Here is a 26047-nt window from a genome sequence, read left to right on the forward strand (position 1 = left end):
ATGGAATATTTACCTCCTATATCAGTAAGTTTTGTTTGGCATCCAACAGATAACGAAGTTGTACGACCTATTTTAGATTTCTTCCAAAGTAATTTGGCACGCAACAAAGATAAGCCCTTTTCTAGAACGCTAAATATTCCCCTTTTTTTCTACAGCTCTCAGTCTGAAAATACCATTCCTCACACTTTTCCTAATGCAAACGCAAGCACCTCTATTACATTTGTTTTTACGAGCCAGCATACAATTGGTATTTCAATTTGGAAAGCATACATAGAAGAATCTCCAGTTACGGATTCAACTTTTATAGTCCCTATTGCGATTGATGATTTTGGCTTAAGTCATGGTGGTAATATTGCAGGTGTTAATTGCATACGCTTAGATGATTTTGAAGCTTTATCACCAGAACAGACAGTTATGTCGGTATCTGTTTCTATGATTCATGAAATTACGAGAAGGTTGGATTACTCTAGTGATCTAATTAATGAAAAAGGTACAGATTCATCCTTGAAGTTGTTTTTGAGCCATTGCAAAACGAGAAACACTGGGGTTCGCTATGCAACAGCACTTAAACGTTATATCGACGACTCCAATATGACTCGTTTTTTTGATGTGAATGATATTTCTCCTGGATTTTCTTTTGAAAGCGAAATTTCTCAGCACATCGCTTCATCAACCTTGGTGATATTTGAAACTGATGAATACTCTTCACGTTACTGGTGCCAGCGTGAAGTCCTACTCGCTAAGCAACTAAACCGGCCAATTATTGTTGTCAATTGCTTGGAGAGTTTTGAAGATAGAATTCTTCCTGCTTCATCAAACGTCCCTTCTCTTCACGTTGAAGCGAGCTCAGATTTAAGTCTCGATAATATTTTGCGTATTCTCGTTACTGCATTGTTGGAATCTCTCCGGTTTACTTATGCTTATAAGAAACTTGAGGGGTTCAAACTAGCAAGTTGGATACCATCTGATAGCTTAGTTTTAGCAAGGCCTCCCGAAATACAGCAGGTTGTAGAACTCAGGGAGAAGGGTACAACAATCAACAAAATTTGCTACCCAGAACCTCCAATGTATGAAGAGGAAACCACTTGGCTAGCTTATTTTAATATGGAAGCTTTTACCCCTTTATGGCGCCAAGAGGAAAATAATATATTTGAGAGCTTTAGTATTGGTATCTCAATATCTGACCCTGTATATGATGAAGGCGAAACTGACCACATAAACCCTGATACTTTGACACATTTATCACAGGACCTTGCTCGACATCTGCTTGCTAGGTCGGCTTCTCTTATTTACGGTGGAGACCTGAGAGATAATGGTTTTACACAGTTCATTCTAGACGAGGCAAGGGTACTTCAGGAGCGTTTACAGCAAGTGGCTCCCCCAGTTAAGAACTTTCTCGCCTGGCCGCTACACCTTGATAGTAAATCGACAATTCAATTCAGAGCTAAGTATGGTGATGCTATCACTTTAGTGGAGAGCATAGCTCCTAAAGGTGTGGATGCAGGAAAGTTTTTACCACCAGATACTCCAGATAATTTACTGTATTGGTCTAGAAGTTTGACTCAAATGAGGCAGGACTTAGTAAGCGAATCAGGAGTCCGTATTTGTGCAGGTGGCAAATTTTCTAATTTTAAAGGGAAGATGCCTGGGGTTCTTGAGGAAATCATGCTTGCCTTGGACTCAGCTAAGCCGCTTTATCTTCTTGGAGGGTTTGGCGGTGTAGTGAGTGAAGTCTCAGATGTACTTTTACATAAGCAAAAAATCTTTAAGTTGTCTCAAATATGGATTCAAGATAATCAGGCCGGATATTCGGAGTTGCAGTTCTTAGCTAAAGCAAGTAACGAGCACTATGATTCTCTTGAAGTTGAAAAAAAACTGCTCACCTTAGATATTGTTTCATTGTCAGCTAATGCGGGCCTAAGCGAAAGTGATTATCGTAAACTCATGGTATCGTCGTTTGTGGATGAATGTGTTCACTTGGTAATGAAAGGGATCAAAAACCTGAGATAGTAATTACCAACTCAGTCATGCGGTACCTTGCTTAGCTATCTTGGGGTATAAAGTGGGGTTCCTTGTGATTGTTTTTAAAATTTTAATTTAAAATTAATTGGTTAAAATCGTATGGGCGGCATGATGTAATCATCGCTCCAGCTATTCATAGAAACTCATAAGGTTTCTAAAAGCCGGTAAAGCTTAGCTTTACCGGCTTTTTTATTGCTGTAATTTTTGTATTCTGACTATCAATTACTAACAACTCCGCTCTAGATTGATTACAGAAAGGCTATAGGGATTAGAGGGGCGGCTATTGGTTGCTCGGCTTTAAGTCTGAATAAGCCAAGTTAATGAAGTACAGCATAACTAAACTGAATACTTAGCAAGCTAATTGAACGCCATTCGGGCATGCGTCATGTTCACTGTCGCCTTAATATTCTTAATCGTGAAAGCATGCCTTTATTTCCAAACTATGGCCACAAAATTTCCACCATCGCACTTTGCATTGAATCCCGCTATTGATTTTACTATTTAGGCTACCAATTACTATTCAGCAACAGAGTTGGTTTAGGTATAAAAATCTAGCCCTGTTGGTTTTTAACAGTTAAGGCCTTGCCTCACAAAATCAGTAGTGACTTTTTAGTCAGCAATGAAGCGTGATGGACTTCACTTACCATACAACCACTAAATATATACTTATCAATAAGGTGTTAATGCCTTAGGTGTGCCTTTGCCTCGCACTAAAAAGATAACAAATTTGCAGTTACTAAGGATTTCTTGGCGGCTGTAAACGCAGAGCAAAGTACGGAATAATCGTTATAGTGGGAATAACAAATGCTAACAAAAATTACAGTGAGCAGAGGTTTTATTGGCCTTAGCTCAATTATATTGCTGAACGGCTGTTTATCTGATGATTCATCGTTAAATTGCGCTCCGCCCTTAGAACAAAATGCCGAGGGTACTGCTTGTGTCAGTGTTGCTCCTTATCAAGTTCCTTTATTTTTGAAAGGTAGCTTTAGCGGTTGGTCTGCCGAAGAGAAGTTTAAGCTGAGCTTTAATGGCGAAAATTATCACTTAGATAACACTGAATTTACCGCAGGAGTCCATGAGTTTAAGGTAGCCGATGAAAACTGGACCTTAGAGACAACCTTTACAGCAAATATTGATGAGCTAACTCAGCTCAGCCCTAACACCGATTACCCTCTAGCCACTGGCGAAGCAGCTGCGAACATGTCTTTGGTGTTAGAAAATGCAGGTGTTTATGATTTTGTGTTAACGGTAGGCGAGGATCTCTCTTCTCCGGTATTTAGTTACAAGGAAGATATACCTCCATTAGCTCAAAAACTCTATATTCGCGGCGGCTTTAATGGCTGGACCAGTGATGATGAGCTGAAGTATTTAGGTGATAACCAATATCAGCTAACTAAGCAAATCGCCCCCGGTAACCATGAGTTTAAATTGGCTTATGCTGATTGGTCGAGCGAGTGGGTGTTGGATGCCGATAATCCGGTGGTGGCAGAGCTAGATAAAGAATACACCTTGGAGGAAAGTGGTCCGAACAGTAGTTTTTTTGTTACAGAAACGGCTTTTTACCAGTTTACTATCGATGCTAGCCAACCTTCTGCACTGGTCTTTAGTGTTACTGAAACCGATGGTAGCGGTGATGTAACCATAGATCCCCATTTAGATCATGAGCTCACCCTTGAGCTGAATTACCCGAATACCATTGATGACGATGTTAGCAAAGCGACGTTTTCAGTTAAAACGGCAGCGGCAGAACTACGCGAATATGCCCAATCAACGACTCAAGATTTACGGGACCCCGGCAATAACTACGTACTTTACCAAGAGCTAGCTGGCCAGGCTAAGGTACGTACCGGAAACATTGCCTTTGACGGCTTGTTTGCGCTGGCCCTAAATGAAACGCTGCAAAATAGCGTAAGCGAAATTGTTGATGACAATTACAACGGGGGTGGAGCTATTCCATGTGATTGTTTTGAAACGGGAGCTAAATGGCACTACGTGTGGACCAGAGATCTGTCTTACGCTGCTCATTTGGGCTTGGCAATGATTGATCCTCTGCGTGTTAAAAACTCTTTGGAATTTAAGCTGTCACCATACCGTGAAGGGCAAACTAAACCCGCTTATGCAAAAGGGTCTGACGATGGCTTACAGATTGTACAAGATACTGGCACGGGCGGAAGTTGGCCAATCAGTACCGACCGTGTTACTTGGGCAATGGGGGCGGAAAAGCTACTGCATAATTTGAGTGGCAATGATCGAACAGCTTTTGTGAACCAAGCATACCCTGCATTAGTTAATACCTTAGAGAATGATCGTGTTGCTGCGTTTGACACGCAAGACGGCTTATATAGAGGCGAACAGTCGTTTCTTGATTGGCGTGAACAAAGCTACGCCAGCTGGATTGTTAACGACATTGCTAGCCTAGGCAGCAGCAAAGCCTTATCAACTAATGTGCTTCACTACCAAGCGATTCAGCTGGCTGCATCGTTAGCCCAAGAGTTGGGGGACAGTGTTGCGTCAGCTACGTATCTGGGTTGGGCAAGTGACCTTAAAGATGCTATTAACCAAGAGTTTTGGTTAGCTGATAAAGGTTTGTACAGTAGCATTATTGCAGGTCATCAAGATGGCGCAGCCTTATACAAGTTTGATTGGTTAGGCCAAGCTTTAGCGGTGGTAAGTGGTATTGCTGATAGTTCGCGAGCGGCGAGTGTTGTGGCCAATTATCCACACGGTGACTTAGGCGCGCCGGTTATCTTTCCTCAGCAACCGGGAATTGCTGTTTACCACAATCGTGCAGTTTGGCCATTTGTGACTGCTTATGGGTTGAAAGCGGCGATAAGCACCAATAATGTTGCGGTGGCCGATGCTGCCTTTGATACCCTGATTCGGGCTGCATCGCTGAATCTGTCGAATATGGAAAACCTAGAATGGTTAAGCCTTAAACCTAATTTATTGGATATCGATAATCCGGGATTATCTGGGCCGGTGATTAATTCGACTCGCCAGCTTTGGTCTGTGGGGGCCTATGTAGGCATGGTGGTTGAGGGTGTGTTTGGCGTGCAAACAGAAGAGAGCGGCATAAATCTCAATCCGTTTATCACCAGTAAATTACGCCGTACCCTGTTTGCCAATAACAGTACTATTAGTTTACAAGGGCTTACCCTGCGTGGTCACAATATTGATGTACAAATCGAATTGCCCGCAGAGAGTGACGAGCCTGGCTATTATCCTGTTCAAAGTGTCAGCTTAAATGGGACAAGCAATGCTTCTTCAATCGCCTGGTCGGCATTGGCAGACAGTAATAGCATAGTGATTACACTAGGAGATTTGGTAGCAGGAGCTAATGATATTACTCAGGTGACAGCTGAGGCTCTAGCTAGCCAAGCCCTACAAGTGTTTGCTCCATTCTCTCCAGTGATCGAACGAGTATTTTTAGAGGCAGGCAAGCTAGCGCTAGAGATAAGTGATACTCAAAACAACGAACCAGTAAGTTATCGCATCTACCGTAATGGTGATCAAATTGGCGCTCAACAAGCCTTAGGCGTTTATGTAGACAACATTGCCCCCGAAGCAGGCGTTGCTGATTGTTATAGCGTAGAAGCAGTATTTAGCACCTCAGACAATGTTTCGCATCACAGTGTGCCGCAGTGTTATTCATCGGGCCAAGAAATACTGGTGAGTGATTCTCGGGTAAGTAGTAACGTTGCGGCAAGCCCTGCCGATGCGGTGATTGCTCAAGCTTACTTAAAGCAATGGGGTAACCAAGGCGATAGTTTAAGTGTGAGCAATTTACAAATTAGCGCCAACGGCAGCTATAACATTCAACTTAAATACCATAATGACCATAACGCGATTAATTTAGGGGTAACTAACGCCGTGAAATGGATGGCGGTTAAAAATAGCAGTGGTGATTTAGTGGCAGAAGGGCCAATTCAAATGCCACATGCGCGTACTCAGGCTAATACTAAGCCACTGGTATACTCTACACCGCTGCAGGCTGAGTTAGCCATTGGCAGCTACTCACTGGCTTTGTACGATTTTTACAATATGAGTTATTTGGCTGCTAATAGCACTTTTACTGATACCAAAGATGCTGCTATTAACTTGCTCGATATTGCAGCTATTCGAATCCAAGCAGCGGTTAAATAACCTACTAGTTAAACAGCCAGTTGCTTTGCTACTGGCTGTTTTTCCCATCTAGCAATACCTGCCTTTCTGGCTTGAATCTTCATTTAGCTACTAGTCACTCCCTAACTGAAGAAGCATATTTGATGAACCGATAACTAATGATGGTAAGCTAAGGAAAAATGATTAGCTATTGCAGCACTGCGCTAGTGTTCAGCAAAGTTGAAAATGAGAATTAAATGAATTTAAGAGATCTAGAATACTTGGTTGCTCTACAAGAGCTGAAACACTTCCGCAAAGCGGCAGAAAAGTGTTTTGTTAGCCAACCTACCTTAAGCGGGCAAATTGCTAAGTTAGAAGAAGAACTCGGTTTACTGCTGATTGAGCGAACATCGCGGAAGGTGATTTTCACCCATGCAGGCGATGAGCTTGCTGCTAAGGCGCGTACTATTCTTCTTGAGGTTAAGGGCTTGAAAGACATGGCTAAAAGCTTCCAGGCACCTATGGCTGGGCCGCTGCATGTAGGTTTAATTCCTACAGTTGCGCCTTATTTGTTACCCAAAATCGTGCCACATATTCGTGAAGAGTTTAGTGAAATGGAGTTGTTTCTGTATGAGGAACAAACTCATGTTTTATTACAAAGATTAGAAGAGGGCGAGCTTGATTGTCTGCTGCTGGCTTATTTACCAGACATGGAGCGCTTTGGCTCAATTGATTTGTTTGATGAACCCTTAATGCTGGCAATGCCAAGCAATCATAAATGGCAGAATCAGCAGGAAGTTCAACTCTCTGAACTGAGCGGTGAGCAGGTGTTAATGTTAGAAGATGGCCACTGTTTGCGTGACCAAGCGATGGGTTACTGTTTTGCCGCTGGTGCCAAAGAAGATACCAGTTTTAAAGCAACCAGCTTAGAAACCTTACGGCATATGGTTGCGGCCGGAATGGGTATTACCTTATTACCTCAACTCGCGATACCAGATACTGAAGAACAAAATGGCATTTGTTATCGCCACTTTAGCTCCCCAGAGCCTAGTCGCCGAATAAGTCTGCTTTATAGAAACAACTCAGTTCGACGACCATGCTTTAATCAGTTAGCTAAACTGATTCAATCTCATACAGAGTTAGCTTAGAACAACTCTTCTTCTTCACTATCAAATACTGAACCTGAAGATGGTTTTACATATTCTTTGGGTTCGGTACCGTTCTCGAAGTACTCAAAGCGAGTCGTGTGATCGCTCGATTTGGTCAACAAACCGGTGGTGCGATCAATCCTTACCGTGCTTACGTTTTTAGGTGGTGTGAAGGCTTGTTCTGGCACGCCCTCTAAACCTACTTTCATAAAATCGATCCAGGCTGGTTGAGCAGTTCTTGCGCCGAACTCTTTGCCGGTAACTTGGTTTTTGTCTAAATTAGCATTGTACGATGCCTCGCCTAACTCGCGGTTAAAGTCATCAAAACCAATCCAAGATGTCACCACTAGGTCGGGAGAGAAACCTGAGAACCAGGCGTCTTTGGCATCGTTTGTTGTACCCGTTTTACCGGCTATGTCTCGACGTTTAAGCTCTTTCGCAGCTCGCCAACCGGTTCCATTCCAACCTGTTTTATGTGCCCAACTACCACCGCCCCAAACGGCACTGTTCATCGCTTGCGAGACCAAAAACGCATTTTCAGCACTAATAATTCTTGGTGCTAAATCATCTTCTTGAGCAAATGAAATATCACATTGTTTTAAAGGATTACCTTTAACATTGAGTAACTTGCCCAAACTAGGGGCGTGTTCAATGATGTCAAAACATGAATCACAGGCTACTTTTGGCAATTGTTGGAAGATGATATTGCCTTCGCCATCTTCTATACGGTCAATAAAGTAAGGACTCACTAAATATCCACCATTGGCAAAAGAACCATAGGCACTGGCAACTTGCATGGGCGTTAAAGATGCAGAGCCTAAAGAGAGAGATTCGTTGCGCGGTAGCTCGTTTGCTGGGAAGCCAAACTTGGCTAAATGTTTAATAACGGCATCTATACCTAAGTCTCGCATTAAACGTACTGAAACAACGTTTTTAGATTGAGCTAAAGCCACTCGCAGACGGATAGGGCCATCATAAACAGGCGGGGAGTTTTTCGGGCGCCAAGCCACTCCCATTGCCTTATCCCAACGGTTAATAGGTGCATCGTTCTCCAATGTGGCTAAGGTCATACCCTGCTCAAAGGCTGCCGAGTACAAAAATGGTTTTATATTTGAGCCTACTTGACGGCTGGCCTGAGTAACTCGGTTAAATTTGCTTTGATTAAAGCTAAACCCGCCCACTAAAGCTTCTACAGCTCCGTCTAATGGAGAAATAGCTATTAGTGCGGCTCCAGCATCCGGAAGCTGAGAAAGCGAGTAGCTGCTTGCTAGAGGCTGGCTCTCAGGCTCACTGCTGTCACTAGCTTCTTTGTCTGCGGTATCTAGGTTATCGGCGATTGCTTCTACCCATACTACATCACCGGCAGATAGTATCTCACTGGCTACCTTAGGCGCAGGGCCTTGGCGAGTATCAGTAATAAACCGACGTGCCCATTTCATATCATCCCAGGCGATTACACCAAGCTTTCCACCTTTAACTAGAATATTTGCGCTGTTGTCAGTAGTCGATATTACTGCTGCAGCACGTAGTACACCGTAATTAGGTAAACTGGCGAGTTGTTTGTTTATGTCTTCTTGGCTTAACGCTGGTTCTTGGTCTTTCCATAGCTGTTTAATCGCGCCGCGAAAACCATGGCGTTGATCATAACTTTTAAGGTTTGTTCGTAACGCGTCGGTTGCGGCATTTTGTCGTTTGGCAGTCACGGTGGTATACACATCCATGCCTGTCGTGTACGCATCTTCGCCAAATTGCTCGAGAATTTGCTGACGAACCATCTCGGCCAAATAAGGCGCAGCGAGGCTGATTTCAGCGCCGTGATAAGTCGCTGTAATCGGTGCTTGATTCGCTTCATCAAAGCTTGCTTGATCAATATAGCCGGTTTCTAACATACGGCCCAATACCACACGGCGACGGTCACGGGCACGTTCTGGAGAGCGAATAGGGTTTAACGCAGAAGGAGCCTTGGGCAAACCCGCAATAACCGCTATTTGCGGTAGTGTAAGCTGGTCGACTGTTTTTCCGTAATATACTTGTGCAGCGGCGCCGACACCAAATGAGCGATAGCCCAAGGGGATTTTATTGAGATATAAAGCAAGAATTTCATCTTTCGATAATTCCTGTTCAATCTTAATCGCTAAAAAGATCTCCTTGATCTTACGGATGTAAGTTTTTTCCCGAGTTAAGAAAAAGTTACGCGCTACTTGTTGAGTAATAGTACTTGCGCCTTGGCTTTTTTCGCCAGTAGCGATCAAGTTTACTGCAGCCCGAGTAATACCAATTGGGTCGATACCTGGATGTGAATAGAAGCGGGCATCTTCGGTAGCCAAAAATGCTTGCAGCATTTGTTCGGGAACCTCATCAATTTGTAAGGGAATACGGCGTTTCTCTCCAAATTGGGAGATTAACTCGCCATCCGCACTAAATACTCGCATGGGTGTTTGTAGTTGCACATCTCGTAAAGTTGTCACGTCGGGCAACTGAGGTGCAAAATAAAAATATAATGCAGTGACTGCTGCTAGCCCAAGGCTAAACCCTAAGAAAATCAAAAATAACAGTCTTTTAAGCCATTTCATTCCGAATTTTGCACTCTGTATCTAAAGAATCGCCGATTATATCGTCAAATTGTGACCTGTTTCGACAACTTTCTTAATAACTATTAGCACCTAAATCAATAACCCGTTATTCTGCAATCACAGGTAACTGTTTAAATTTAAAAAGATAGTTGGCGAGTCATGGTACTAGGGATAGGTAAAAAATCATCGACTGCTTTGTTAGGTATCGACTTTGGATCTGCCACAATTAAGGGCTTATTGCTTTCAAAATCCTCAAAAGGGTTGAAAGTTGAGTCTGTGGCCGAAGTAGATACACCAACAGGCGCGTTAGTCGATAACCAAGTTGTTTCTCCGGAAGAGATTACTGAATCATTACGCGAATTGAAGCGAAAGCTTCCATCGCGTAGTCGCCAGGTGGCGACAGCTGTAGCAGGTAGCCATGTAATTACTAAAGTAATTTACATGGACAGTAGTTTGTCAGAATTAGAGTTAGAGACTCAAGTTGAGCTTGAGGCTGAAAACTCTATTCCATTTCCAATCGATGAAATTAGTCTTGATTTTGAAGTATTAGGTATTAACGAAAGTGAGCCTAATCGAAATAATGTGTTGTTAAGTGCTGCCCGCACTGAGGCTGTAAGCATCCGTGCTGAGGTGCTAACCAATGCTGATTTTGAAACCAAAATTGTAGATGTTGAATCACATGCTTTAGGGCGTGCTTGGAACTACGTGCTTAACCAGCAAGACGAAGAGTTTGATGAAAGCAAAATTATCGGTTTAGTTGATATCGGTGAAACTACTTTAAACTTTGCCATTTTGGATAAAGGTGAAGTGGTATATAACCGAGCACAAAACTTTGGTGGCGCTCAATATACCCAACAAATTGCGAGTTTCTATAGTCTTAGCTTAGAAGAAGCGAAAGAGATGAAAGTAAGTGGTCGCTTACCGGAAAACTACGAAATAGACGTATTTGCTCAGTTTGTTAGCGGTATTATTCAAAACGTACGCCGTCAAGTGTCGTTATTTTTAAGCTCCAGTGGTTATAAATCTTTAGACGCTATCGCAGTTAGTGGTGGCAGTGCTTTGTCAGATGAACTGATGTTTCAGATGCAAAGCGATCTAGAGGTGCCAGTAATTAAAGCTGCTCCGTTTAATGATTGTCAGTTTGACCGTTCGGTTGACCGCGAAAAACTTCGTCAAGAAGGCGGTAAATATATGGTTGCGCTGGGTCTAGCTTTAAGGAGTTTTGATAATGTCTAACATTAACTTACTTCCTTGGCGCGATGAGGTTAAAACTAAACAAAAGCGTGAATTTTGGATTGGCTTAGCATCTGCTGCAGCTATTACGCTGGTAGCGTTACTGGGTGTGCAGGGTTATTACACCAACCTTCAAGACAAACAAACTGCGCGAAATCAGTTTCTTGAAAAAGAAATTGCCATTCTTGACCATCAAATTGGTGAAATTCGCAAAATTAAAGAACAGAAGAAAAGTTTGAAAGAGCGGATTGCATTGATTCAAACCTTGCAAGAAAGCCGCAACGTTCCAACTAGAATCTTTAATAACCTGCCGTTAATTGCCCCTACTGGCATCTATTTGGATAGCTTAGCCTTTAGAGACTCAGCAATTAATTTAGATGGTAAGAGTGAGGCGAACTACCGAGTGGCTAGCTTGATGCGCAATATTGAGCAAAAAGTGTGGCTAGGTAGCCCTAGTATTCGTTCTATTGTTGCTTTACCAGGTAAACAAGCGGATATGGAACTCAGTAAGTTCCAACTTAACTTTGCAGTAAAACTTGGTGTTCCTGAAGAAAAAAAGGAGGCTAAGTAATGGATTTACAGCAGTTAAATGAACTCGATTTAGAGAGCATTGGTACCTGGCCTAAAGTTGCAAAAATTGTTTTCGGCTTGGTGGTGTGTGGTTTGCTTTCTGCAGGCTTTTACTATTACCAAATTGCAGACGAGCAAAAAGAGTTGGTGAAACTTGAAGCTAAAGAGCAAGACTTACGCTCAAAGTTTGAAGTTAAGGCGGCTATTGCTGGCAATTTACCCATTTACCAAAAGCAAGTAGAAGAAATGCGCGTGGCATTTTCATCTTTGCTTAAACAGCTTCCAGAGAAACATGAGATTCCCGGTTTGCTGGATGAACTTAGCTTTATTGGTATTGATAATGGCTTAGAGTTTCGTCGCATTAATTGGGAGCCAGAAGTAGAACATGAGTTTTCTACTGAGCTACCAATTAAGCTGGAAGTGAGTGGTACTTACCATCAATTAGGTGCTTTTGTCAGCGCTGTTGCAGCGCTTCCTCGGATTGTTATTTTGGATAACATCACCATGAAAAAACAAGGTGATGGCGGAACATTAAGTATGGCGATGTTAGCCAAAACTTACCGCTATAAAGAAAAACCAGCGCCGAAGGGGAAATGATGAGAGCTATAGCTATTGGATTGACCCTGCTTGCATTAGTGGGTTGTGAGGCATCTCAAGATGACTTGCAACAATATGTAATGGAAGTGAAGGCACGGAAAGTACCGGTTAAGGAAGATGTTCCAGAAATTAAACCTTTTGAGCATTTAGCTTATCAAGCGACTGAACGACGAAATCCGTTCACTAGCCCAAGGGCTGAACTTGCTGATACCACCTTAAACACAGAGAAAGAGTGTACTGTTACACCAAGCATCACGCGTCAAAAGCAATCGCTTGAACAGTTCTCTTTATCCAGTCTCACTATGCGTGGGATTCTGGGGGACGGACCAAGCCTATGGGCTTTGGTTGAGGCGCCTGGTGGCGAGCTGTATCGTGTTAAAGAAGGTTACTATTTAGGCTTACATCACGGCATGATTGTGAAGGTAAGCGATGTAGGTTTGGATATTCAAGAAGTTGTTTCAGACGGCGAAGGCTGTTGGAACGAAAGAACTACTCAACTTTCGCTCTCGAAAGTTGATCAATAGGGAAATAGGCATGAAGGGAAAGATGCTGCAAGGAGTATACAAAAGCGGCTTGCTGCTGGCTGGTGTGTTTTGTTGCATAACACAAGCTTGGGCAAATGCTCAGTTAATTCAACTAAACACTAACCCAATGGTGAAAGGAGCGGTGGAAATAGAGTTACTTTTCGATAAGCCTATCGAAAATGTAAACGACCACCTCGAATATTCGCCGAATCAGTTGGTTATTGATGTTGCTAACGCTAGCTCTGCATTAAAAATTAACCCTCTACCCATTGAAGGTGGTGGTGTTAAGCAAGTTCAAAGTTTGCAAACTGAGTCAGGTTTGCAGCTGGTACTAGCCTTAGAGCGATTGGTGCCTTACCAGGTAAGCAAAGACTCACAAAGGGTATTAATTAAACTTGGTGCACTGCCAATTGCGGCAGCGAATGCGCAAAGCTCTGTTGATGATGCTTTTGAAAATGCTAGCCGTGTTGAGCACGCCACCATTAATACCGTTGAGGGGATAGACTTCCGCCGCGGTAAAGGTGGTTCAGGTCAGGTGATGATTGATTTGAATAACAGTTCAATCGCTGCCGATATTAAGCGCCGAGACAACAGCCTAATTGTTGATTTTTACAATACCGATATTGCTGAAGAAAATGTTTATGTCATGGACGTAAACGATTTTGCCACACCAGTTGAAAGTGTAGAAGTGTTTAAACATGATGCTAAGGTACAGCTTAAAATCGCCATTGATGGTGACTTTGATTACCGTTATGACCAATCGGGAGAATTGTTTTTAGTTGAAGTTAAGCAGCTTGAACCTGAAGAAGGTGCCAAGGTTGAGTATCAGGGTAAGCCTATTTCCCTGAACTTCCAAGATATTCCTGTGCGTACGGTGCTGCAGCTAATTGCAGACTTCAACAAGCTTAACTTGGTTACCACGGATTCGGTACGCGGTAACATTACCTTGCGTATGGACGATGTGCCTTGGGAGCAAGCGCTAGACATTATTTTGAAAGTAAAAGGCTTAGATAAGCGCTTAGATAACAATGTATTGTTGATTGCGCCAGCCGCTGAACTTGCGGAGCAGGAGCGTCAACAGCTTGAAAGTGCTCAACAAGTGGCTGATCTAGCACCGCTTTACTCAGAGTATATTCAAGTTAACTATGCTAAAGCTGCAGACTTATCAGCCTTGCTGAAAAGCGAGCAGACTTCAATGTTGTCAGAGCGCGGTTCGGTTGCGGTTGATGATCGTACTAATACCTTGTTGATTAAAGATACTGAAGAATCACTAAATAACATCAAAGCGATGGTTGAAAAACTGGATATTGCGGTTAAGCAGGTCGTGATTGAAGCGCGCATGGTGACGGTAAGTGACGATGTTAGTGAAGAGTTAGGTATTCGCTGGGGGGTGACGAGTTCTGGTTCCGCTGGCAGTGGTACAGGTATTACTTCAGGTACTCTAGAAGGTGCTGACGATGTACTCGCTGGTAACATCCCAGACTTGGATGACCGTTTGAATGTGAATTTACCGGTGTCAGATCCTGCTGGTTCAATCGCCTTCCAAGTGGCCAAGTTAGCCAACGGGCAAATTCTTGATTTAGAGCTTTCAGCTTTAGAGCAAGAAAACAAAGGTGAAGTGATTGCAAGTCCACGCATTACTACTGCAAACCAAAAGGCTGCGTACATTGAACAGGGTCGTGAGATTCCTTATGTAGAAAATGCTTCTAGTGGTGCTACCTCGGTTACCTTCAAAAAAGCGGTATTAAGCTTACGTGTAACGCCGCAAATCACGCCTGACGGTAATGTAATTCTTGACCTAGTTATTACTCAAGATTCAGAGGGTGATGCGGTACTCACGCCTACAGGACCAGCGGTTGCGATTAACAAACAAGAGATTGGTACTCAGGTACTGGTAAAAAATGGTGAAACCATCGTATTAGGTGGTATCTACCAACAACAAAATGTTAATCGAGTGAAGAAAGTACCTATTTTGGGTGATGTTCCAGGCTTAGGTTACTTGTTCCGCACGACTACTGAGAGCGTTAACAAGAATGAGTTACTGATATTTGTAACGCCTAAAATCTTGCTAGACACCTTATAAACAAGCCTTTTAGTCACTCTCAGGTCGAGTCATTCGATTTGAGAGTGATTTTGCGGTTGCCAAAGTCCCCTCCATACTGAGATAATCCCGCCCTGATCTTTTTACTAAGGTTTGAACATCACGTGCCCGCATTGCCGGGAGAAAATAGACAAAGACAAATTTGAAGAAGCATGGCTGAGAAACGAAATATCTTCCTTGTAGGACCAATGGGTGCTGGGAAAAGCACAATCGGGCGTCATTTAGCACAGCAATTACATTTGCAATTTTACGACACTGACCAAGAAATCGAACGCCGTACTGGTGCAGATATCGCTTGGGTGTTTGACGTAGAAGGCGAAGCTGGTTTTAGAGTTCGTGAAGAAGGCGTTATTGACGACCTATCTCAAGAACAAGGCATCGTGTTAGCAACGGGTGGTGGCTCTGTTATTAGTAAAGAAAACCGCAATCACCTTTCTGCGCGCGGTATCGTAGTTTACTTAGAAACCACAATCGATAAGCAGTTTGCGCGTACTCAGCGTGATAAACGTCGCCCATTACTTCAAACAGATGAACCTAGAGAAGTATTGGAAAATTTAGCGGGTGAGCGTAATCCCATGTACACCGATGTGGCCGATTACACCGTTAAAACAGACGATCAAAGTGCCAAAGCAGTGGCCAATCAAATCATCGAACTATTAGGATTCTAAAATAACAATGGAATGTTTGACGGTTGCTCTTGGTGAGCGTAGTTACCCCATTACTATTGGCCAAGGTTTATTAAACCAAGCTGATTTATTTAGTTCTGCCATCTCCAGTAAAAAGGTTATGGTTGTCACTAATACTACGGTCGCACCACTATATTTAGAGCAACTATTGGCTTGTTTAAGCGGCTACACCGTAGATGTAGTGAGCTTGCCAGACGGCGAGCAATACAAAAACTTAGACACGCTAAATCAAATTTTTTCAGAGTTGTTAGCTCAGCAACACAGCCGAGATACCACTATTGTGGCCCTTGGCGGTGGAGTCATTGGTGACATGGCAGGTTTTGCTGCCGCATGTTATCAACGAGCGGTACCCTTTATACAAGTACCCACAACCTTGTTGTCACAGGTTGACTCATCGGTGGGAGGGAAAACAGCGGTAAATCATCCGTTGGGTAAAAACATGATAGGTGCATTTTACCAACCTAAAGCGGTGATTATCGATATCAATTGTTTGGCTACGTTGGATAAGCGCGAGTTAGCCGCCGGCATGGCTGAAGTGATTAAGTATGGCATTATTTATGATGCTGATTTCTTCAGTTGGCTTGAAGAGAATCTTGACCAACTTATGAACTTAGACCCTGCTTTAATGACGCGTGCTATAGCACGTTGTTGTGAAATTAAAGCTGAAGTCGTTGCTAAAGATGAGACCGAGCAAGGTATTCGAGCGCTCCTTAATCTTGGGCATACCTTTGGTCACGCTATTGAAGCTGAACAAGGTTATGGGGTTTGGTTACATGGCGAAGCTGTAGGTGCTGGAATGGTAATGGCCGCAGAAACAGCTGAACTGGCCGGTATGATCGATAAAACGCTTGTTGAGCGTATGCGTAAGCTGATTGAACGAACGGGTTTACCAATTGTACCGCCGCAGAACATGGGCTTAGCGCAGTTTATTCCCCATATGATGCGTGACAAGAAAGTATTAGACGGAAAACTACGTTTAGTACTACCTAGCTCTATTGGTACAGCAGAAGTAGTTGATACAATTACTGAAAGTGATATAAAAACAGTTATCAATCGATTTCAATAAGGCAATTTGAATGGTGGAAGTGCGGCGCGATGCCGAGTTTGCGCAATTGCAAAGTCAATTACGTTTGCGCGATAGACTTATCACCCAAATTCGCTTTAGTGCTAAATTCATTTGTGTAACGGGTGAGACGGGCTCAGGAAAGTCATCTCTTGCAACTTCGGTATTAGAGCGTGCTCCTTTTGCTAATCACGCTTTTGTTACCGCTGCTGCCGATGAAGGCGGCCGACTGCGTCGCGATTTACTCCAACAGTTACTCAAAGACCCTCTCTTTAATCAAGACGATCCGCTATTTGATAGCTTCCAGCGCAATGTAAAAGAAAGCGCTGCGCCCTTGGTTGTGATAGTGGACAATGCACAGCACTTGAGCGCGGATATACTCAAAGAGTTAGTCGAGTTTTATCAACACTACAATCAACTTTATCATCACGATATGTCGCTGCTGTTGCTTGCAGAAAGCGGCACAGAGTTTAATGCGCAATTGGATGCGCTAAACAATGACGTACTGTATTTTGATGTCTCTCCGTTAAACGAAAGTGAAGCATTTGAACTCGCTTCACTATTGTTTAATCGTGCAGACTATGTGGCTGAGTTTGAAAATCAGCAAGCCATTGAACAACATATAGCCTCGGCGAAAGGAAATCCTAGTCTAATTTATCAATTTGTCGACCAAATCGTTACCGGAGATATTCCCATGTCAGAAGCAAGCAGTCCTAATCGTAACAAGCTCTATTTGGTTATCGCGGTGGTGTTATGTGCAGCAGTCGCGGGTTTACTGGTACAAGTTATCAATGATTGGGGCGGCGATGGTGATAATAACGACAGCCGTATCGCACTTGCCTTGATGGAAGAGCCGACGTTAGCTAATGGTAGTTCACCAAGCCAAAGTGCTGCAGATACAACGTCGAGCAGTTCAAACCTACTCGGGAGTCAAGTCGAGACCGCCGAGCTCCCGTCTCAAGATTTACCGGAAGAGCTTGATATTAGTTCGCAAAGCAGTAGCGATGAGCTACGAGTAATTGTTGAAGACGACGTAGTTAATAAACTATTGGCTGAGCAAAACGAGCCTAAAGCTGACACAGGCCAAGTGACAGAGATTAAAGATAACGACAACTTACTTGCAGAGCTGCCCGAAGAGGCCGTTAGCCCAAGCCTTGAAACGATTGAAAACAGTGACGTAGCAATTAAAGTTACGGATGTTAAATCCCTGTTAGAAGCTAAGCCAAGTAAGCATTACACCTTACAGCTAATGGCGCTGAATAACCGCGAGAAAGCCCAACAGTTTGTCTCTGCGCGCCAATGGTCACATGACGTTTGGGTTTATCGCTCAAGTGCTAACCCCAACGTACCCTATAAAATTATTTACGGTGACTTTGCTACTCGCGAAGAAGCCCAAGCCGCTCGCACAAGTTTAAAACAGCAAAATCTAGATTCATTGATTAAGCAATTTAAACAGGTACAGTTTGAATTGACGCAATAGAAATGAAGAAAACTCGTGCTTTTTTAAAGTGGGCCGGCGGAAAATACGGCCTGATTGAAGATATTCAACAACAACTTCCTGAAGGCGATACCTTAGTTGAACCTTTTGTTGGCGCTGCTTCGGTATTTCTAAATACCGACTATTCTCGTTATCTGTTAAGCGACATTAACCCTGATTTAATTAATTTATATAAACTTTTGCAAACAAGTCCGCAGAAGTTCATTAATGACGCCAAGCTTTACTTTACGCCTGAGTGTAATCAGAGTGAGTTTTACTATGAGGTGCGTAAGCGGTTTAATGCTACTACAGACAGCTATCAACGTTCCTTAATGTTCTTGTATATGAATCGTCATGGCTACAATGGTCTGTGTCGCTACAATCGGAGTGGTGGCTTTAATGTGCCCTTTGGTTCTTACAAGCGACCTTATTTTCCTGAGCATGAGTTAGCGTTTTTTGCTGAGAAGGCGAAGCGTGCAGAGTTTCGTTGTTGCAGTTATGTAGACACCTTTGCTGAGATTAAAGCCGGTGACATTGTTTATTGCGATCCACCCTATGCTCCCTTAAGCCCTACCGCCAGTTTTACCAACTATGCAAGTAAAGGCTTTAATCGCAGCGATCAAGAACGTTTAGGTGAACTAGCAATAGTAGCTCAGCAGCGCGGGGCATCGGTGTTGATTAGTAATCATGATTTACCACTAACACGCACTATCTATCAAAGCAGTGAGTTGAGTCAGCTAAGTGTGCGCCGTACTATTAGCCGTAAGGGGCATAAACGCATGAAAGTGGCCGAATTACTGGCTTACTACCACGCTAATTAAGTAATCACTTTTACTAGCAGCGCAATACTCAGAACAAACACTATCACCATCACAATGCCTAACACGATAAATTTCCACGCTTTGCCTTGGCTAAAGTCGTGTTGGCGTTGCTTGTTTGATTGAACACCAAATAGTGCTCCCAGTACGCTTTTGAACAAAGATGCAGTTTTACCGGCCATTTTTTGCTCCTTAGAATGTGAAAATTCAGCATGCCATAAAAACTATCTTTGTACAGTGATTGGATCACGGCACAAGCTGCGCTAAAATTGCGCACTTTAAAATCCAATGGTTACCCCAATGAGCAAACCCTTTTTAATTGCCCCTTCAATTTTAGCTGCCGATTTTGCCCGTTTGGGTGAAGAAGTAGAAAACGTATTAGCTGCCGGTGCAGACGTGGTTCACTTTGATGTAATGGATAACCATTACGTACCAAACTTAACAGTTGGTCCTATGGTGTGCAAGGCGCTTCGCGACTACGGTATTACCGCTCCGATTGATGTACACCTAATGGTAAAACCGGTTGATGCAATTATTCCGCAGTTTGCTAAAGCAGGCGCTAGCATGATTACCTTCCATGCTGAAGCCTCTGAGCACATTGACCGCAGCTTGCAGTTGATTAAAGAGCAAGGCTGTAAAGCGGGCTTAGTGCTTAACCCTGCTACACCTTTGCATTGCCTTGACTACGTAATGGATAAGCTAGACATGATTTTGTTAATGTCGGTTAACCCAGGTTTTGGCGGCCAGAAATTTATTCCAAATACTCTTGATAAGCTGCGCGCGGTACGTAAAAAAATCGATGATAGTGGTTACGATATTCGCTTAGAAATTGATGGTGGCGTAACCCCTGACAATATTGGTGAAATTGCCGCTGCCGGTGCCGACATGTTTGTAGCTGGGTCTGCTATTTTCAGTAAGCCTGATTACAAAGCAGTGATTGACCAAATGCGTGCTGAATTAGCCAAAGCAACAAAGTAAGGCCAATTAATGACTCAGTTAAAACAGATTAAACTTATCGCTTTTGATTTAGATGGCACCTTAGTGGATAGCGCTCCAGATTTGGCTTTAGCTATAAATGCTATGTTGGTGGATTTAGGGCGTAGTGAATTCTCAGAGCAAACTATTCGTCATTGGGTTGGCAATGGTGCTGAAGTGCTGATTAAACGTGCCTTATCTGGTGCTTCTGTTATTGCTGAAGATGTAGATGAAGCTTTATACCTCAAAGCCAAACCGCTATTTAATCGCCACTATAGCGAAAGGCTCTGTGTAGCCAGTAAACTTTATCAGGGAGTAGGGGAAAGTCTTGCCGCGCTTGCGGAGCTAAATATTCCTATGGCCATTGTTACAAATAAGCCAGGTTTGTTTACCCAACCTTTATTAGAACAGCTAAATCTTGCACGCTACTTTGACGTAGTATTGTCGGGCGACAGCTTAGCACGTAAAAAGCCAGACCCACTGCCGTTACAGCATCTTGTAGAGCACTATCAATTGAATATCGACCAGCTTCTTATGGTGGGAGACTCAAAAAATGATATTCAAGCGGCAAAAGCGGCGGGTTGTGCCTCTCTGGGCTTGACCTACGGCTACAACTACGGTGAAGATATTGCACTAAGTGGCCCCGAATTTGTGGCAGACAGCCTTGAGACTTTAGTAGAGCTAATGAATGGCTCGGTAACGGCTTAAGCCCATCGTAATTGTTTGAATAGGAACATCATGAGTAAACCCATAGTATTAAGTGGCATTCAGCCTTCAGGTTCGTTAACCATTGGTAATTATATTGGGGCAATAAACCAATGGATTGACATGCAAAACGACTACGACTGTCACTTCATGTTAGCCGACTTACACACTATTACTGTTCGCCAAGAGCCTACGCAGTTTAAGAACCAGGTATTAGATGGCTTAGCCATGTATATTGCTTGTGGCTTAGATCCAGACAAAAGCACCATATTTGTTCAGTCACAAGTACCAGAGCATGCTCAGCTAGCCTGGGCGCTTAACTGTTACACTCAAATGGGCGAACTGAATCGCATGACTCAGTTTAAAGATAAATCGAGTAAGTACGCCAGCAACACTAATGCCGGTTTGTATACCTACCCAGCGCTTATGGCGGCCGATATTCTATTGTATCAAGCCAATGCTGTTCCTGTTGGAGACGACCAAAAGCAGCACCTTGAGTTAACCCGTGACATTGCTCATCGTTTCAATACGCTTTACGGTGACATTTTCACTGTGCCAGAACCATTCATCCCTAAGTTTGGTGCGCGAGTTATGTCGCTTCAAGAGCCAACTAAGAAGATGTCAAAGTCAGACGACAACCCTAAAGCATTCATCTTGCTAAACGATACACCAAAGCAAATCGCTAAGAAGATTAAAGCATCGGTGACTGATTCAGATGAAGCCGCGCGTATCTATTTTGATCGTGATGAAAAGCCAGGTGTATCAAATCTTCTAACTTTGCAATCGGTCGCTACCGGAAAATCGATAGATGAGTTGGTGGCCAGCTATGAAGGCAAAATGTACGGTCACCTTAAAGTTGACACGGCAGACGCAGTGGTGGCGATGATAGAACCAATTCAGGCGCGTTATCAAGCACTACGCGACGACGAAGCAGCCCTACAAGCCATTATGGCGAAAGGTGCAGCCCGTGCTAGTGAGCAAGCCAGTAAAACCCTAGAAGCGGTTTACGATGTTTTAGGTTTCATTCGCTTAAAGTAGCAATTTGTTCTAAGTGTTAAAGCCCAGCCAAGCGCTGGGCTTTTTTATACCCAATAGTTAACGCTAGTGACTTAGCTGCCTGCTTGCTAGTATTTGGCGTAATATCAACATATTGAATTAATCGGCCAATGCCGAGGAGCGAGTAGATGGATCTAGAACGCATAACTCTGGTGTATTCGGCGGTTATCGCCTTGATACTTTCTCTATGGGGTATTGCAATGGGGGTGCACACCGAGTCTGGCGCTATTATGTTAGACGGGGTTTTTAATCTACTGTCTTCAGTGATGGCCTTTACTGGGATCCGCATTGCCTACCTCACCAGCCAGAATTACAACGAACGCTTTCCTATGGGGTACTTTGCCTTTGAGCCGCTAATGGTAATGGTGAAAGGGATCTCTATTCTGGTACTGGTTGCGTTCGCCTTGTCGGCAAATTTGCAAACCATGTTAGCTGGTGGTCGCGAGCCGCAAATTGGCATGATGCTGATTTATGTGGTGCCCGCTGTGTCTGGTTGTTTATTGGCTTGGTGGCTATGTTTACGTAGCAATAAGCTGCAGGCCTCTAACTTACTGCTGGCAGAGCAACAAGGTTGGCTAATAAACTCGGTGATCTCTGGTGCCATTGGCGTAGCATTAATCATTGTATTGCTTATTCAAGACAGCAGCGTAGGGTGGATAGCCCGTTATGTAGACCAAATTCTAGTGATTGTATTTTCACTTATCTTCTTAAAAGACCCTTACCTACTGGTTAAAAATGGCTTTAAAGAACTACTACTGAGCGCACCTGAACCCGAACATACCAAACCATTTACTCAAGCCTTAGAGCAGCAAACCATGTTAAATGGTTTTGAGTTAGGAGAGATAGTAGTGATGAAAACCGGTCGTCGCTTTTGGGTCACCATAGAGGTAGTGTGCCGGAATCATCAACTTGCGCTAGACGATATGGTTCAGCAGAGAAAGCAAATTCGTAGTTTGGCTAATCAGTATTACCAGAATAATTATACCGAAATTGTATTTGTTGAACCCTCAGAGCAAGGCGAATTTTCTGCTGGATGAAAATTATTAAAGCAGCTCGAAATGTCGCTGCCTGCTAACTAAAAATCAGCTACTATAGCGCTTTTAACCTGCAGGCTATTCTGGTTACATGCTACTGATTATCGACAATTACGATTCATTTACCTACAACCTCTATCAGTACTTTTCGCAGCTGAATGTAGAGGTTGTGGTTCGTCGTAATGATGAGATTAGCATTGAACAAATTAAGCAGCTTGCGCCGTCTCATTTGCTTATTTCACCAGGTCCATGTTCACCCAATGAAGCAGGGATTTCTCTCGCGGTGATTGCCGAGTTTGCCAACACGCTGCCTATTCTTGGGGTGTGTTTAGGACATCAGTGTATTGCACAGCACTTTGGCGGCAAGGTAGTGAGTGCGGCTCAAGCTATGCATGGCAAGGTAAGGCCGGTATATCACCAGCAAGATTCGGTATTTAGTGGGCTCGCTAACCCAATGGCTGTTACTCGCTATCACTCCTTGGTGGTTCAGGCACACAGCTTACCGGAATGTTTAGAAGTGACCGCTTGGAGCCACGATGATAAAGGTGAAAAGCACGAAATTATGGGGCTTAAACATAAGCACTTACCGATTCATGCGGTACAGTTTCACCCTGAAAGCATTCTTACAAAGCAAGGTTTGCAGTTGCTAAGTAACTTTATTGGTTCTAATTAATAGAATGAATGAGCTTTAAAATGATTTAATGTATTGATTATATAGAATGAATAAGTAATGCATATTTATGCTTTATGATTTTGGTGTGAGGGCATTGCAAGCAATATTCCCTACGCTATTATTAGAACTATGCACTGAATATGCTTAAAAATGGCCATATTTTGTATGGCTGAATGGCTGAATACTCAGACATCGCTCTCGATATTTGCCATAATCGCCAAACTCTTTACATACTATTAACCTTTCTGGCCTTTGACATAAAGGAATTGCCAGAAAGCTAAAGGAGAACACTACATGTCACACGCTGTTACTCGCGCGCTATTCGATGAAGTTATGGTTCCTAATTATGCCCCGGCGGCTATTATTCCGGTGAAAGGCGAAGGTTCACGCTTATGGGATCAAGAGGGCCGAGAGTATATCGACTTCGCTGGTGGTATTGCGGTTAGCTGTTTAGGGCATTGTCACCCTGCGTTGGTGAAAAGCTTAACCGAACAAGGTCAAACCTTGTGGCATCTAAGTAATGTATTGACTAACGAACCGGCTCTGCGCTTAGCCAAAAAATTAGTCGACAGTACCTTTTCTGAAAAAGTGTTTTTCTGTAACTCGGGTGCCGAGGCAAACGAAGCCGCGCTTAAATTAGCGCGCCGTTACGCAATTGAGCATGGCTCAAAAGACAAAACCAAAATCATTGCCTTTGAACAGGGCTTCCACGGTCGCACCTTCTTTACCGTTACGGTAGGCGGTCAAGCTACATACTCAGATGGTTTTGGTCCTAAGCCGGGTGATGTAGAGCATATCCCTTACAACGATTTAGCGGCGCTTGAAGCGATTATCGACGACCAAACTTGTGCAGTGATGATGGAGCCGCTGCAAGGCGAAGGTGGCATTATCAGCCCAGATTTAGCCTTTGCAAAAAAAGTGCGTGAGTTATGTGATAAACATAATGCGCTACTTATCTTTGATGAAGTACAAACAGGTGTTGGCCGTACTGGCGAGTTGTATGCTTACATGGGCCTAGATGTGACGCCGGATATTCTTACCTCAGCCAAAGCCCTAGGCGGCGGTTTTCCAATCGGTGCGATGTTAACCACTACTGAGATTGCGGCTTCTATGAAAGTAGGAACCCACGGCAGTACATACGGCGGTAACCCATTAGCTTGTGCCGTTGCAGAAACCGCTTACGACATTGTAAATAGCGAAGAAGTGCTAAACGGTGTTAAACAGCGCGAGCAATGGTTTAGAGAAGCCTTGAATGCCATTAACGAGAAGTACCAAGTATTTTCAGAAATAAGGGGTAAAGGTTTGTTACTGGGAGCAGTGCTAAACGAGCAATACCAAGGCCGCGCGCGCGACTTTTTAGTGGCAGCGGCCGATCAAGGCTTAATGGTATTAGTCGCTGGTGCTAACGTAGTGCGCTTCACGCCTTCTTTAATTGTCCCTCAAGCTGATGTTGAACAAGGCATGCAGCGTTTCGAGCAAGCTGTTGCCAAAGTGGTAAACGCTTAGCGTTTTTGGGCTGGCCTTAGCAATAAGGCCAGCCAAGTTATACTTTTTAACTATCAAGAGTAGTGGCTAATATTTAGCTACGGTTCTGTGCTATTCAAAAAAGGGAGATGTAGCCATGTTAGTTATCCGTCCTATTAAGGAAACGGACTATCCTGCCTTGTTACAAATGGCGGTTGGGTCTGGGATAGGCTTTACTTCTTTACCGGTTGACGAGCCTTTATTGCGTGAAAAATTAGCGCATTCTATTCGTTCGTTTGCAACTGATACCGATAAACCTGGCGACCAACACTATTTAATGGTGGCGGAAGATACCGTAACCGGTGAAGTGGTTGGCACCAGCGCCATTGATGCTGCTGTAGGCATGAGCAGTCCATTTTACACTTATCATCTAGGCAAGGTGGTTCATGCTTCACGTAGTTTAAACGTTTATAACGTGGTGGAAACGCTCACGCTAACCAATGACTACACTGGCGTTACTGAACTATGCACCTTGTTCTTACAAGAATCGCACCGTCAAGGTCAGAATGGTCGCTTACTATCTAAGTGTCGTTTTTTACTCATGGCCGAGCACCAAGAGCGCTTTAATGAATCGGTCATTGCCGAGATGCGCGGTGTATCCGACGAGCAAGGCCGTTCGCCATTTTGGCAATGGTTGCAAGATAGCTTCTTTAGCGTGGATTTCCCCACTGCTGACTACCTTACTGGCGTAGGCAAAAAAGAGTTCATTGCGGAACTGATGCCGAAATATCCCATTTACGTGAATTTGCTTAGCAAAGAAGCCCAAGCGGTAATTGGTGAAGTGCATGAAAAAACGCGGCCAGCACTACGTTTGTTGGAAGCCGAAGGCTTTTGCAAACACGGTTATGTAGATATTTTTGATGCTGGACCCACGGTAGAGTGTCCTTTGAAGTTGATTGAGAGTGTTAAGCACTCTTTTAAACTCAAGATTCGTATTGGACAGCCTAGTGATGCAGCTGAAGAGATGTTACTCACTAACGCGCGTCTTCAAGACTTTCGCGCCTGTGTATCAGCTATCGATATTAATCTGCAGCAGCAAACAGCGCTTATTTCGCCAGAAGCTGCAAACGCATTATTGGTAAATGAAGGAGCAAGCATTCGCGTGGGTGCCTTGCGTTTCGAGCAATAGAACTTCGCCTACGGGCAGCATTAAAGGATTTGAGCTAG

21 protein-coding genes are annotated in these 26047 nt (G+C 43.6%); 19 read left to right on the top strand and 2 right to left on the bottom strand.

The annotated features are described in order from the left end of the window. From FFR00_RS13190 to oxyR, 3 genes are all read left to right on the top strand, one after another. Complete coding sequence (locus FFR00_RS13190; protein WP_137673867.1) at positions 1-2010, top strand: TIR domain-containing protein; 2010 nt, start codon at positions 1-3, stop codon at positions 2008-2010. Between the two features lie 816 nt (positions 2011-2826). Continuing rightward, positions 2827-6165: an esterase gene (locus FFR00_RS13195; protein WP_137673868.1), complete on the top strand. Its 3339-nt coding sequence runs from the start codon at positions 2827-2829 to the stop codon at positions 6163-6165. A 215-nt stretch (positions 6166-6380) separates the two neighbouring features. Continuing rightward, positions 6381-7271: a DNA-binding transcriptional regulator OxyR gene (gene oxyR / locus FFR00_RS13200; RefSeq protein ID WP_137673869.1), complete on the top strand. Its 891-nt coding sequence runs from the start codon at positions 6381-6383 to the stop codon at positions 7269-7271. On the opposite strand, the gene FFR00_RS13205 is transcribed toward oxyR, so the two are convergent. Continuing rightward, positions 7268-9844: a penicillin-binding protein 1A gene (locus tag FFR00_RS13205; RefSeq protein WP_137673870.1), complete on the bottom strand. Its 2577-nt coding sequence runs from the start codon at positions 9842-9844 to the stop codon at positions 7268-7270. The two genes, oxyR and FFR00_RS13205, sit on opposite strands and share 4 nt — an antisense overlap. A gap of 159 nt (positions 9845-10003) precedes the next feature. Between FFR00_RS13205 and pilM the strand changes: the two genes are divergently transcribed. The 9 genes from pilM to FFR00_RS13250 all read left to right on the top strand — a co-directional run bounded on the left by pilM (position 10004) and on the right by FFR00_RS13250 (position 18916). Then, positions 10004-11080, top strand: coding sequence for a type IV pilus assembly protein PilM (gene pilM, locus FFR00_RS13210; protein WP_137673871.1), 1077 nt, complete (start codon positions 10004-10006; stop codon positions 11078-11080). Beyond that, positions 11073-11648 carry a PilN domain-containing protein gene (locus tag FFR00_RS13215; RefSeq protein WP_137673872.1) on the top strand — a complete coding sequence of 192 codons (576 nt, stop codon included), beginning with the start codon at positions 11073-11075 and terminating at the stop codon, positions 11646-11648. The genes pilM and FFR00_RS13215 overlap by 8 nt, the downstream gene beginning before the upstream one ends. Next, positions 11648-12244 carry a type 4a pilus biogenesis protein PilO gene (locus FFR00_RS13220; protein ID WP_137673873.1) on the top strand — a complete coding sequence of 199 codons (597 nt, stop codon included), beginning with the start codon at positions 11648-11650 and terminating at the stop codon, positions 12242-12244. The genes FFR00_RS13215 and FFR00_RS13220 overlap by 1 nt, the downstream gene beginning before the upstream one ends. Next, positions 12241-12768, top strand: a complete 528-nt coding sequence (locus FFR00_RS13225) for a pilus assembly protein PilP (RefSeq protein ID WP_137673874.1) — start codon at positions 12241-12243, stop codon at positions 12766-12768. Before FFR00_RS13220 ends, FFR00_RS13225 begins: the two co-directional genes overlap by 4 nt. A gap of 10 nt (positions 12769-12778) precedes the next feature. After that, positions 12779-14851: a type IV pilus secretin PilQ family protein gene (gene pilQ, locus FFR00_RS13230; RefSeq protein WP_137673875.1), complete on the top strand. Its 2073-nt coding sequence runs from the start codon at positions 12779-12781 to the stop codon at positions 14849-14851. 170 nt (positions 14852-15021) lie between these two features. Next, positions 15022-15537 (top strand): shikimate kinase AroK, encoded by a 516-nt coding sequence (gene aroK / locus FFR00_RS13235; RefSeq protein WP_137673876.1) that lies wholly within the window; start codon positions 15022-15024, stop codon positions 15535-15537. A gap of 7 nt (positions 15538-15544) precedes the next feature. Next, positions 15545-16621 carry a 3-dehydroquinate synthase gene (aroB, locus tag FFR00_RS13240; protein ID WP_137673877.1) on the top strand — a complete coding sequence of 359 codons (1077 nt, stop codon included), beginning with the start codon at positions 15545-15547 and terminating at the stop codon, positions 16619-16621. 10 nt (positions 16622-16631) lie between these two features. Continuing rightward, positions 16632-18098 carry an AAA family ATPase gene (locus FFR00_RS13245; protein WP_137673878.1) on the top strand — a complete coding sequence of 489 codons (1467 nt, stop codon included), beginning with the start codon at positions 16632-16634 and terminating at the stop codon, positions 18096-18098. Positions 18099-18100: 2 nt separating this feature from the next. After that, positions 18101-18916 carry a Dam family site-specific DNA-(adenine-N6)-methyltransferase gene (locus FFR00_RS13250; RefSeq protein ID WP_137673879.1) on the top strand — a complete coding sequence of 272 codons (816 nt, stop codon included), beginning with the start codon at positions 18101-18103 and terminating at the stop codon, positions 18914-18916. Here the strand turns inward: FFR00_RS13250 and FFR00_RS13255 are convergent. Further along, the gene (locus FFR00_RS13255) at positions 18913-19095 is read right to left on the bottom strand and encodes a DUF2970 domain-containing protein (protein WP_137673880.1); all 183 of its coding nucleotides are present in this window, start codon (positions 19093-19095) and stop codon (positions 18913-18915) included. The genes FFR00_RS13250 and FFR00_RS13255 overlap by 4 nt on opposite strands. Positions 19096-19213: 118 nt before the next feature. Between FFR00_RS13255 and rpe the strand changes: the two genes are divergently transcribed. The 7 genes from rpe to astA all read left to right on the top strand — a co-directional run bounded on the left by rpe (position 19214) and on the right by astA (position 26009). After that, positions 19214-19891 carry a ribulose-phosphate 3-epimerase gene (gene rpe, locus FFR00_RS13260; RefSeq protein ID WP_137673881.1) on the top strand — a complete coding sequence of 226 codons (678 nt, stop codon included), beginning with the start codon at positions 19214-19216 and terminating at the stop codon, positions 19889-19891. A gap of 9 nt (positions 19892-19900) precedes the next feature. Further along, positions 19901-20596, top strand: coding sequence for a phosphoglycolate phosphatase (locus FFR00_RS13265; protein WP_137673882.1), 696 nt, complete (start codon positions 19901-19903; stop codon positions 20594-20596). A gap of 30 nt (positions 20597-20626) precedes the next feature. Next, the gene (gene trpS / locus FFR00_RS13270) at positions 20627-21631 is read left to right on the top strand and encodes a tryptophan--tRNA ligase (protein WP_137673883.1); all 1005 of its coding nucleotides are present in this window, start codon (positions 20627-20629) and stop codon (positions 21629-21631) included. Between the two features lie 146 nt (positions 21632-21777). After that, positions 21778-22686 carry a cation transporter gene (locus FFR00_RS13275; RefSeq protein ID WP_137673884.1) on the top strand — a complete coding sequence of 303 codons (909 nt, stop codon included), beginning with the start codon at positions 21778-21780 and terminating at the stop codon, positions 22684-22686. An 88-nt stretch (positions 22687-22774) separates the two neighbouring features. Continuing rightward, entirely contained in the window at positions 22775-23356 is a 582-nt protein-coding gene (locus FFR00_RS13280; protein WP_137673885.1) for an aminodeoxychorismate/anthranilate synthase component II, read from the top strand. 294 nt (positions 23357-23650) lie between these two features. Beyond that, complete coding sequence (locus FFR00_RS13285) at positions 23651-24862, top strand: aspartate aminotransferase family protein (RefSeq protein WP_137673886.1); 1212 nt, start codon at positions 23651-23653, stop codon at positions 24860-24862. A 115-nt stretch (positions 24863-24977) separates the two neighbouring features. Then, on the top strand, positions 24978-26009 hold the full coding sequence (gene astA / locus FFR00_RS13290; protein WP_137673887.1) for an arginine N-succinyltransferase: 1032 nt from the start codon (positions 24978-24980) through the stop codon (positions 26007-26009). The last annotated feature ends 38 nt before the right edge of the window (positions 26010-26047 follow it).

It is taken from the genome of Agarivorans sp. Toyoura001, assembly GCF_005405585.1.
Taxonomy (GTDB): Bacteria; Pseudomonadota; Gammaproteobacteria; order Enterobacterales; family Celerinatantimonadaceae; genus Agarivorans.

Bases quoted from the DNA above. Each gene is read 5' to 3' on its own strand.
- FFR00_RS13190 (WP_137673867.1), top strand. From the start codon at position 1: ATGGAATATTTACCTCCTATATCAGTAAGTTTTGTTTGGCATCCAACA.
- FFR00_RS13195 (WP_137673868.1), top strand. From the start codon at position 2,827: ATGCTAACAAAAATTACAGTGAGCAGAGGTTTTATTGGCCTTAGCTCA.
- oxyR (WP_137673869.1), top strand. From the start codon at position 6,381: ATGAATTTAAGAGATCTAGAATACTTGGTTGCTCTACAAGAGCTGAAA.
- FFR00_RS13205 (WP_137673870.1), bottom strand. From the start codon at position 9,844: ATGAAATGGCTTAAAAGACTGTTATTTTTGATTTTCTTAGGGTTTAGC.
- pilM (WP_137673871.1), top strand. From the start codon at position 10,004: ATGGTACTAGGGATAGGTAAAAAATCATCGACTGCTTTGTTAGGTATC.
- FFR00_RS13215 (WP_137673872.1), top strand. From the start codon at position 11,073: ATGTCTAACATTAACTTACTTCCTTGGCGCGATGAGGTTAAAACTAAA.
- FFR00_RS13220 (WP_137673873.1), top strand. From the start codon at position 11,648: ATGGATTTACAGCAGTTAAATGAACTCGATTTAGAGAGCATTGGTACC.
- FFR00_RS13225 (WP_137673874.1), top strand. From the start codon at position 12,241: ATGATGAGAGCTATAGCTATTGGATTGACCCTGCTTGCATTAGTGGGT.
- pilQ (WP_137673875.1), top strand. From the start codon at position 12,779: ATGAAGGGAAAGATGCTGCAAGGAGTATACAAAAGCGGCTTGCTGCTG.
- aroK (WP_137673876.1), top strand. From the start codon at position 15,022: ATGGCTGAGAAACGAAATATCTTCCTTGTAGGACCAATGGGTGCTGGG.
- aroB (WP_137673877.1), top strand. From the start codon at position 15,545: ATGGAATGTTTGACGGTTGCTCTTGGTGAGCGTAGTTACCCCATTACT.
- FFR00_RS13245 (WP_137673878.1), top strand. From the start codon at position 16,632: ATGGTGGAAGTGCGGCGCGATGCCGAGTTTGCGCAATTGCAAAGTCAA.
- FFR00_RS13250 (WP_137673879.1), top strand. From the start codon at position 18,101: ATGAAGAAAACTCGTGCTTTTTTAAAGTGGGCCGGCGGAAAATACGGC.
- FFR00_RS13255 (WP_137673880.1), bottom strand. From the start codon at position 19,095: ATGGCCGGTAAAACTGCATCTTTGTTCAAAAGCGTACTGGGAGCACTA.
- rpe (WP_137673881.1), top strand. From the start codon at position 19,214: ATGAGCAAACCCTTTTTAATTGCCCCTTCAATTTTAGCTGCCGATTTT.
- FFR00_RS13265 (WP_137673882.1), top strand. From the start codon at position 19,901: ATGACTCAGTTAAAACAGATTAAACTTATCGCTTTTGATTTAGATGGC.
- trpS (WP_137673883.1), top strand. From the start codon at position 20,627: ATGAGTAAACCCATAGTATTAAGTGGCATTCAGCCTTCAGGTTCGTTA.
- FFR00_RS13275 (WP_137673884.1), top strand. From the start codon at position 21,778: ATGGATCTAGAACGCATAACTCTGGTGTATTCGGCGGTTATCGCCTTG.
- FFR00_RS13280 (WP_137673885.1), top strand. From the start codon at position 22,775: ATGCTACTGATTATCGACAATTACGATTCATTTACCTACAACCTCTAT.
- FFR00_RS13285 (WP_137673886.1), top strand. From the start codon at position 23,651: ATGTCACACGCTGTTACTCGCGCGCTATTCGATGAAGTTATGGTTCCT.
- astA (WP_137673887.1), top strand. From the start codon at position 24,978: ATGTTAGTTATCCGTCCTATTAAGGAAACGGACTATCCTGCCTTGTTA.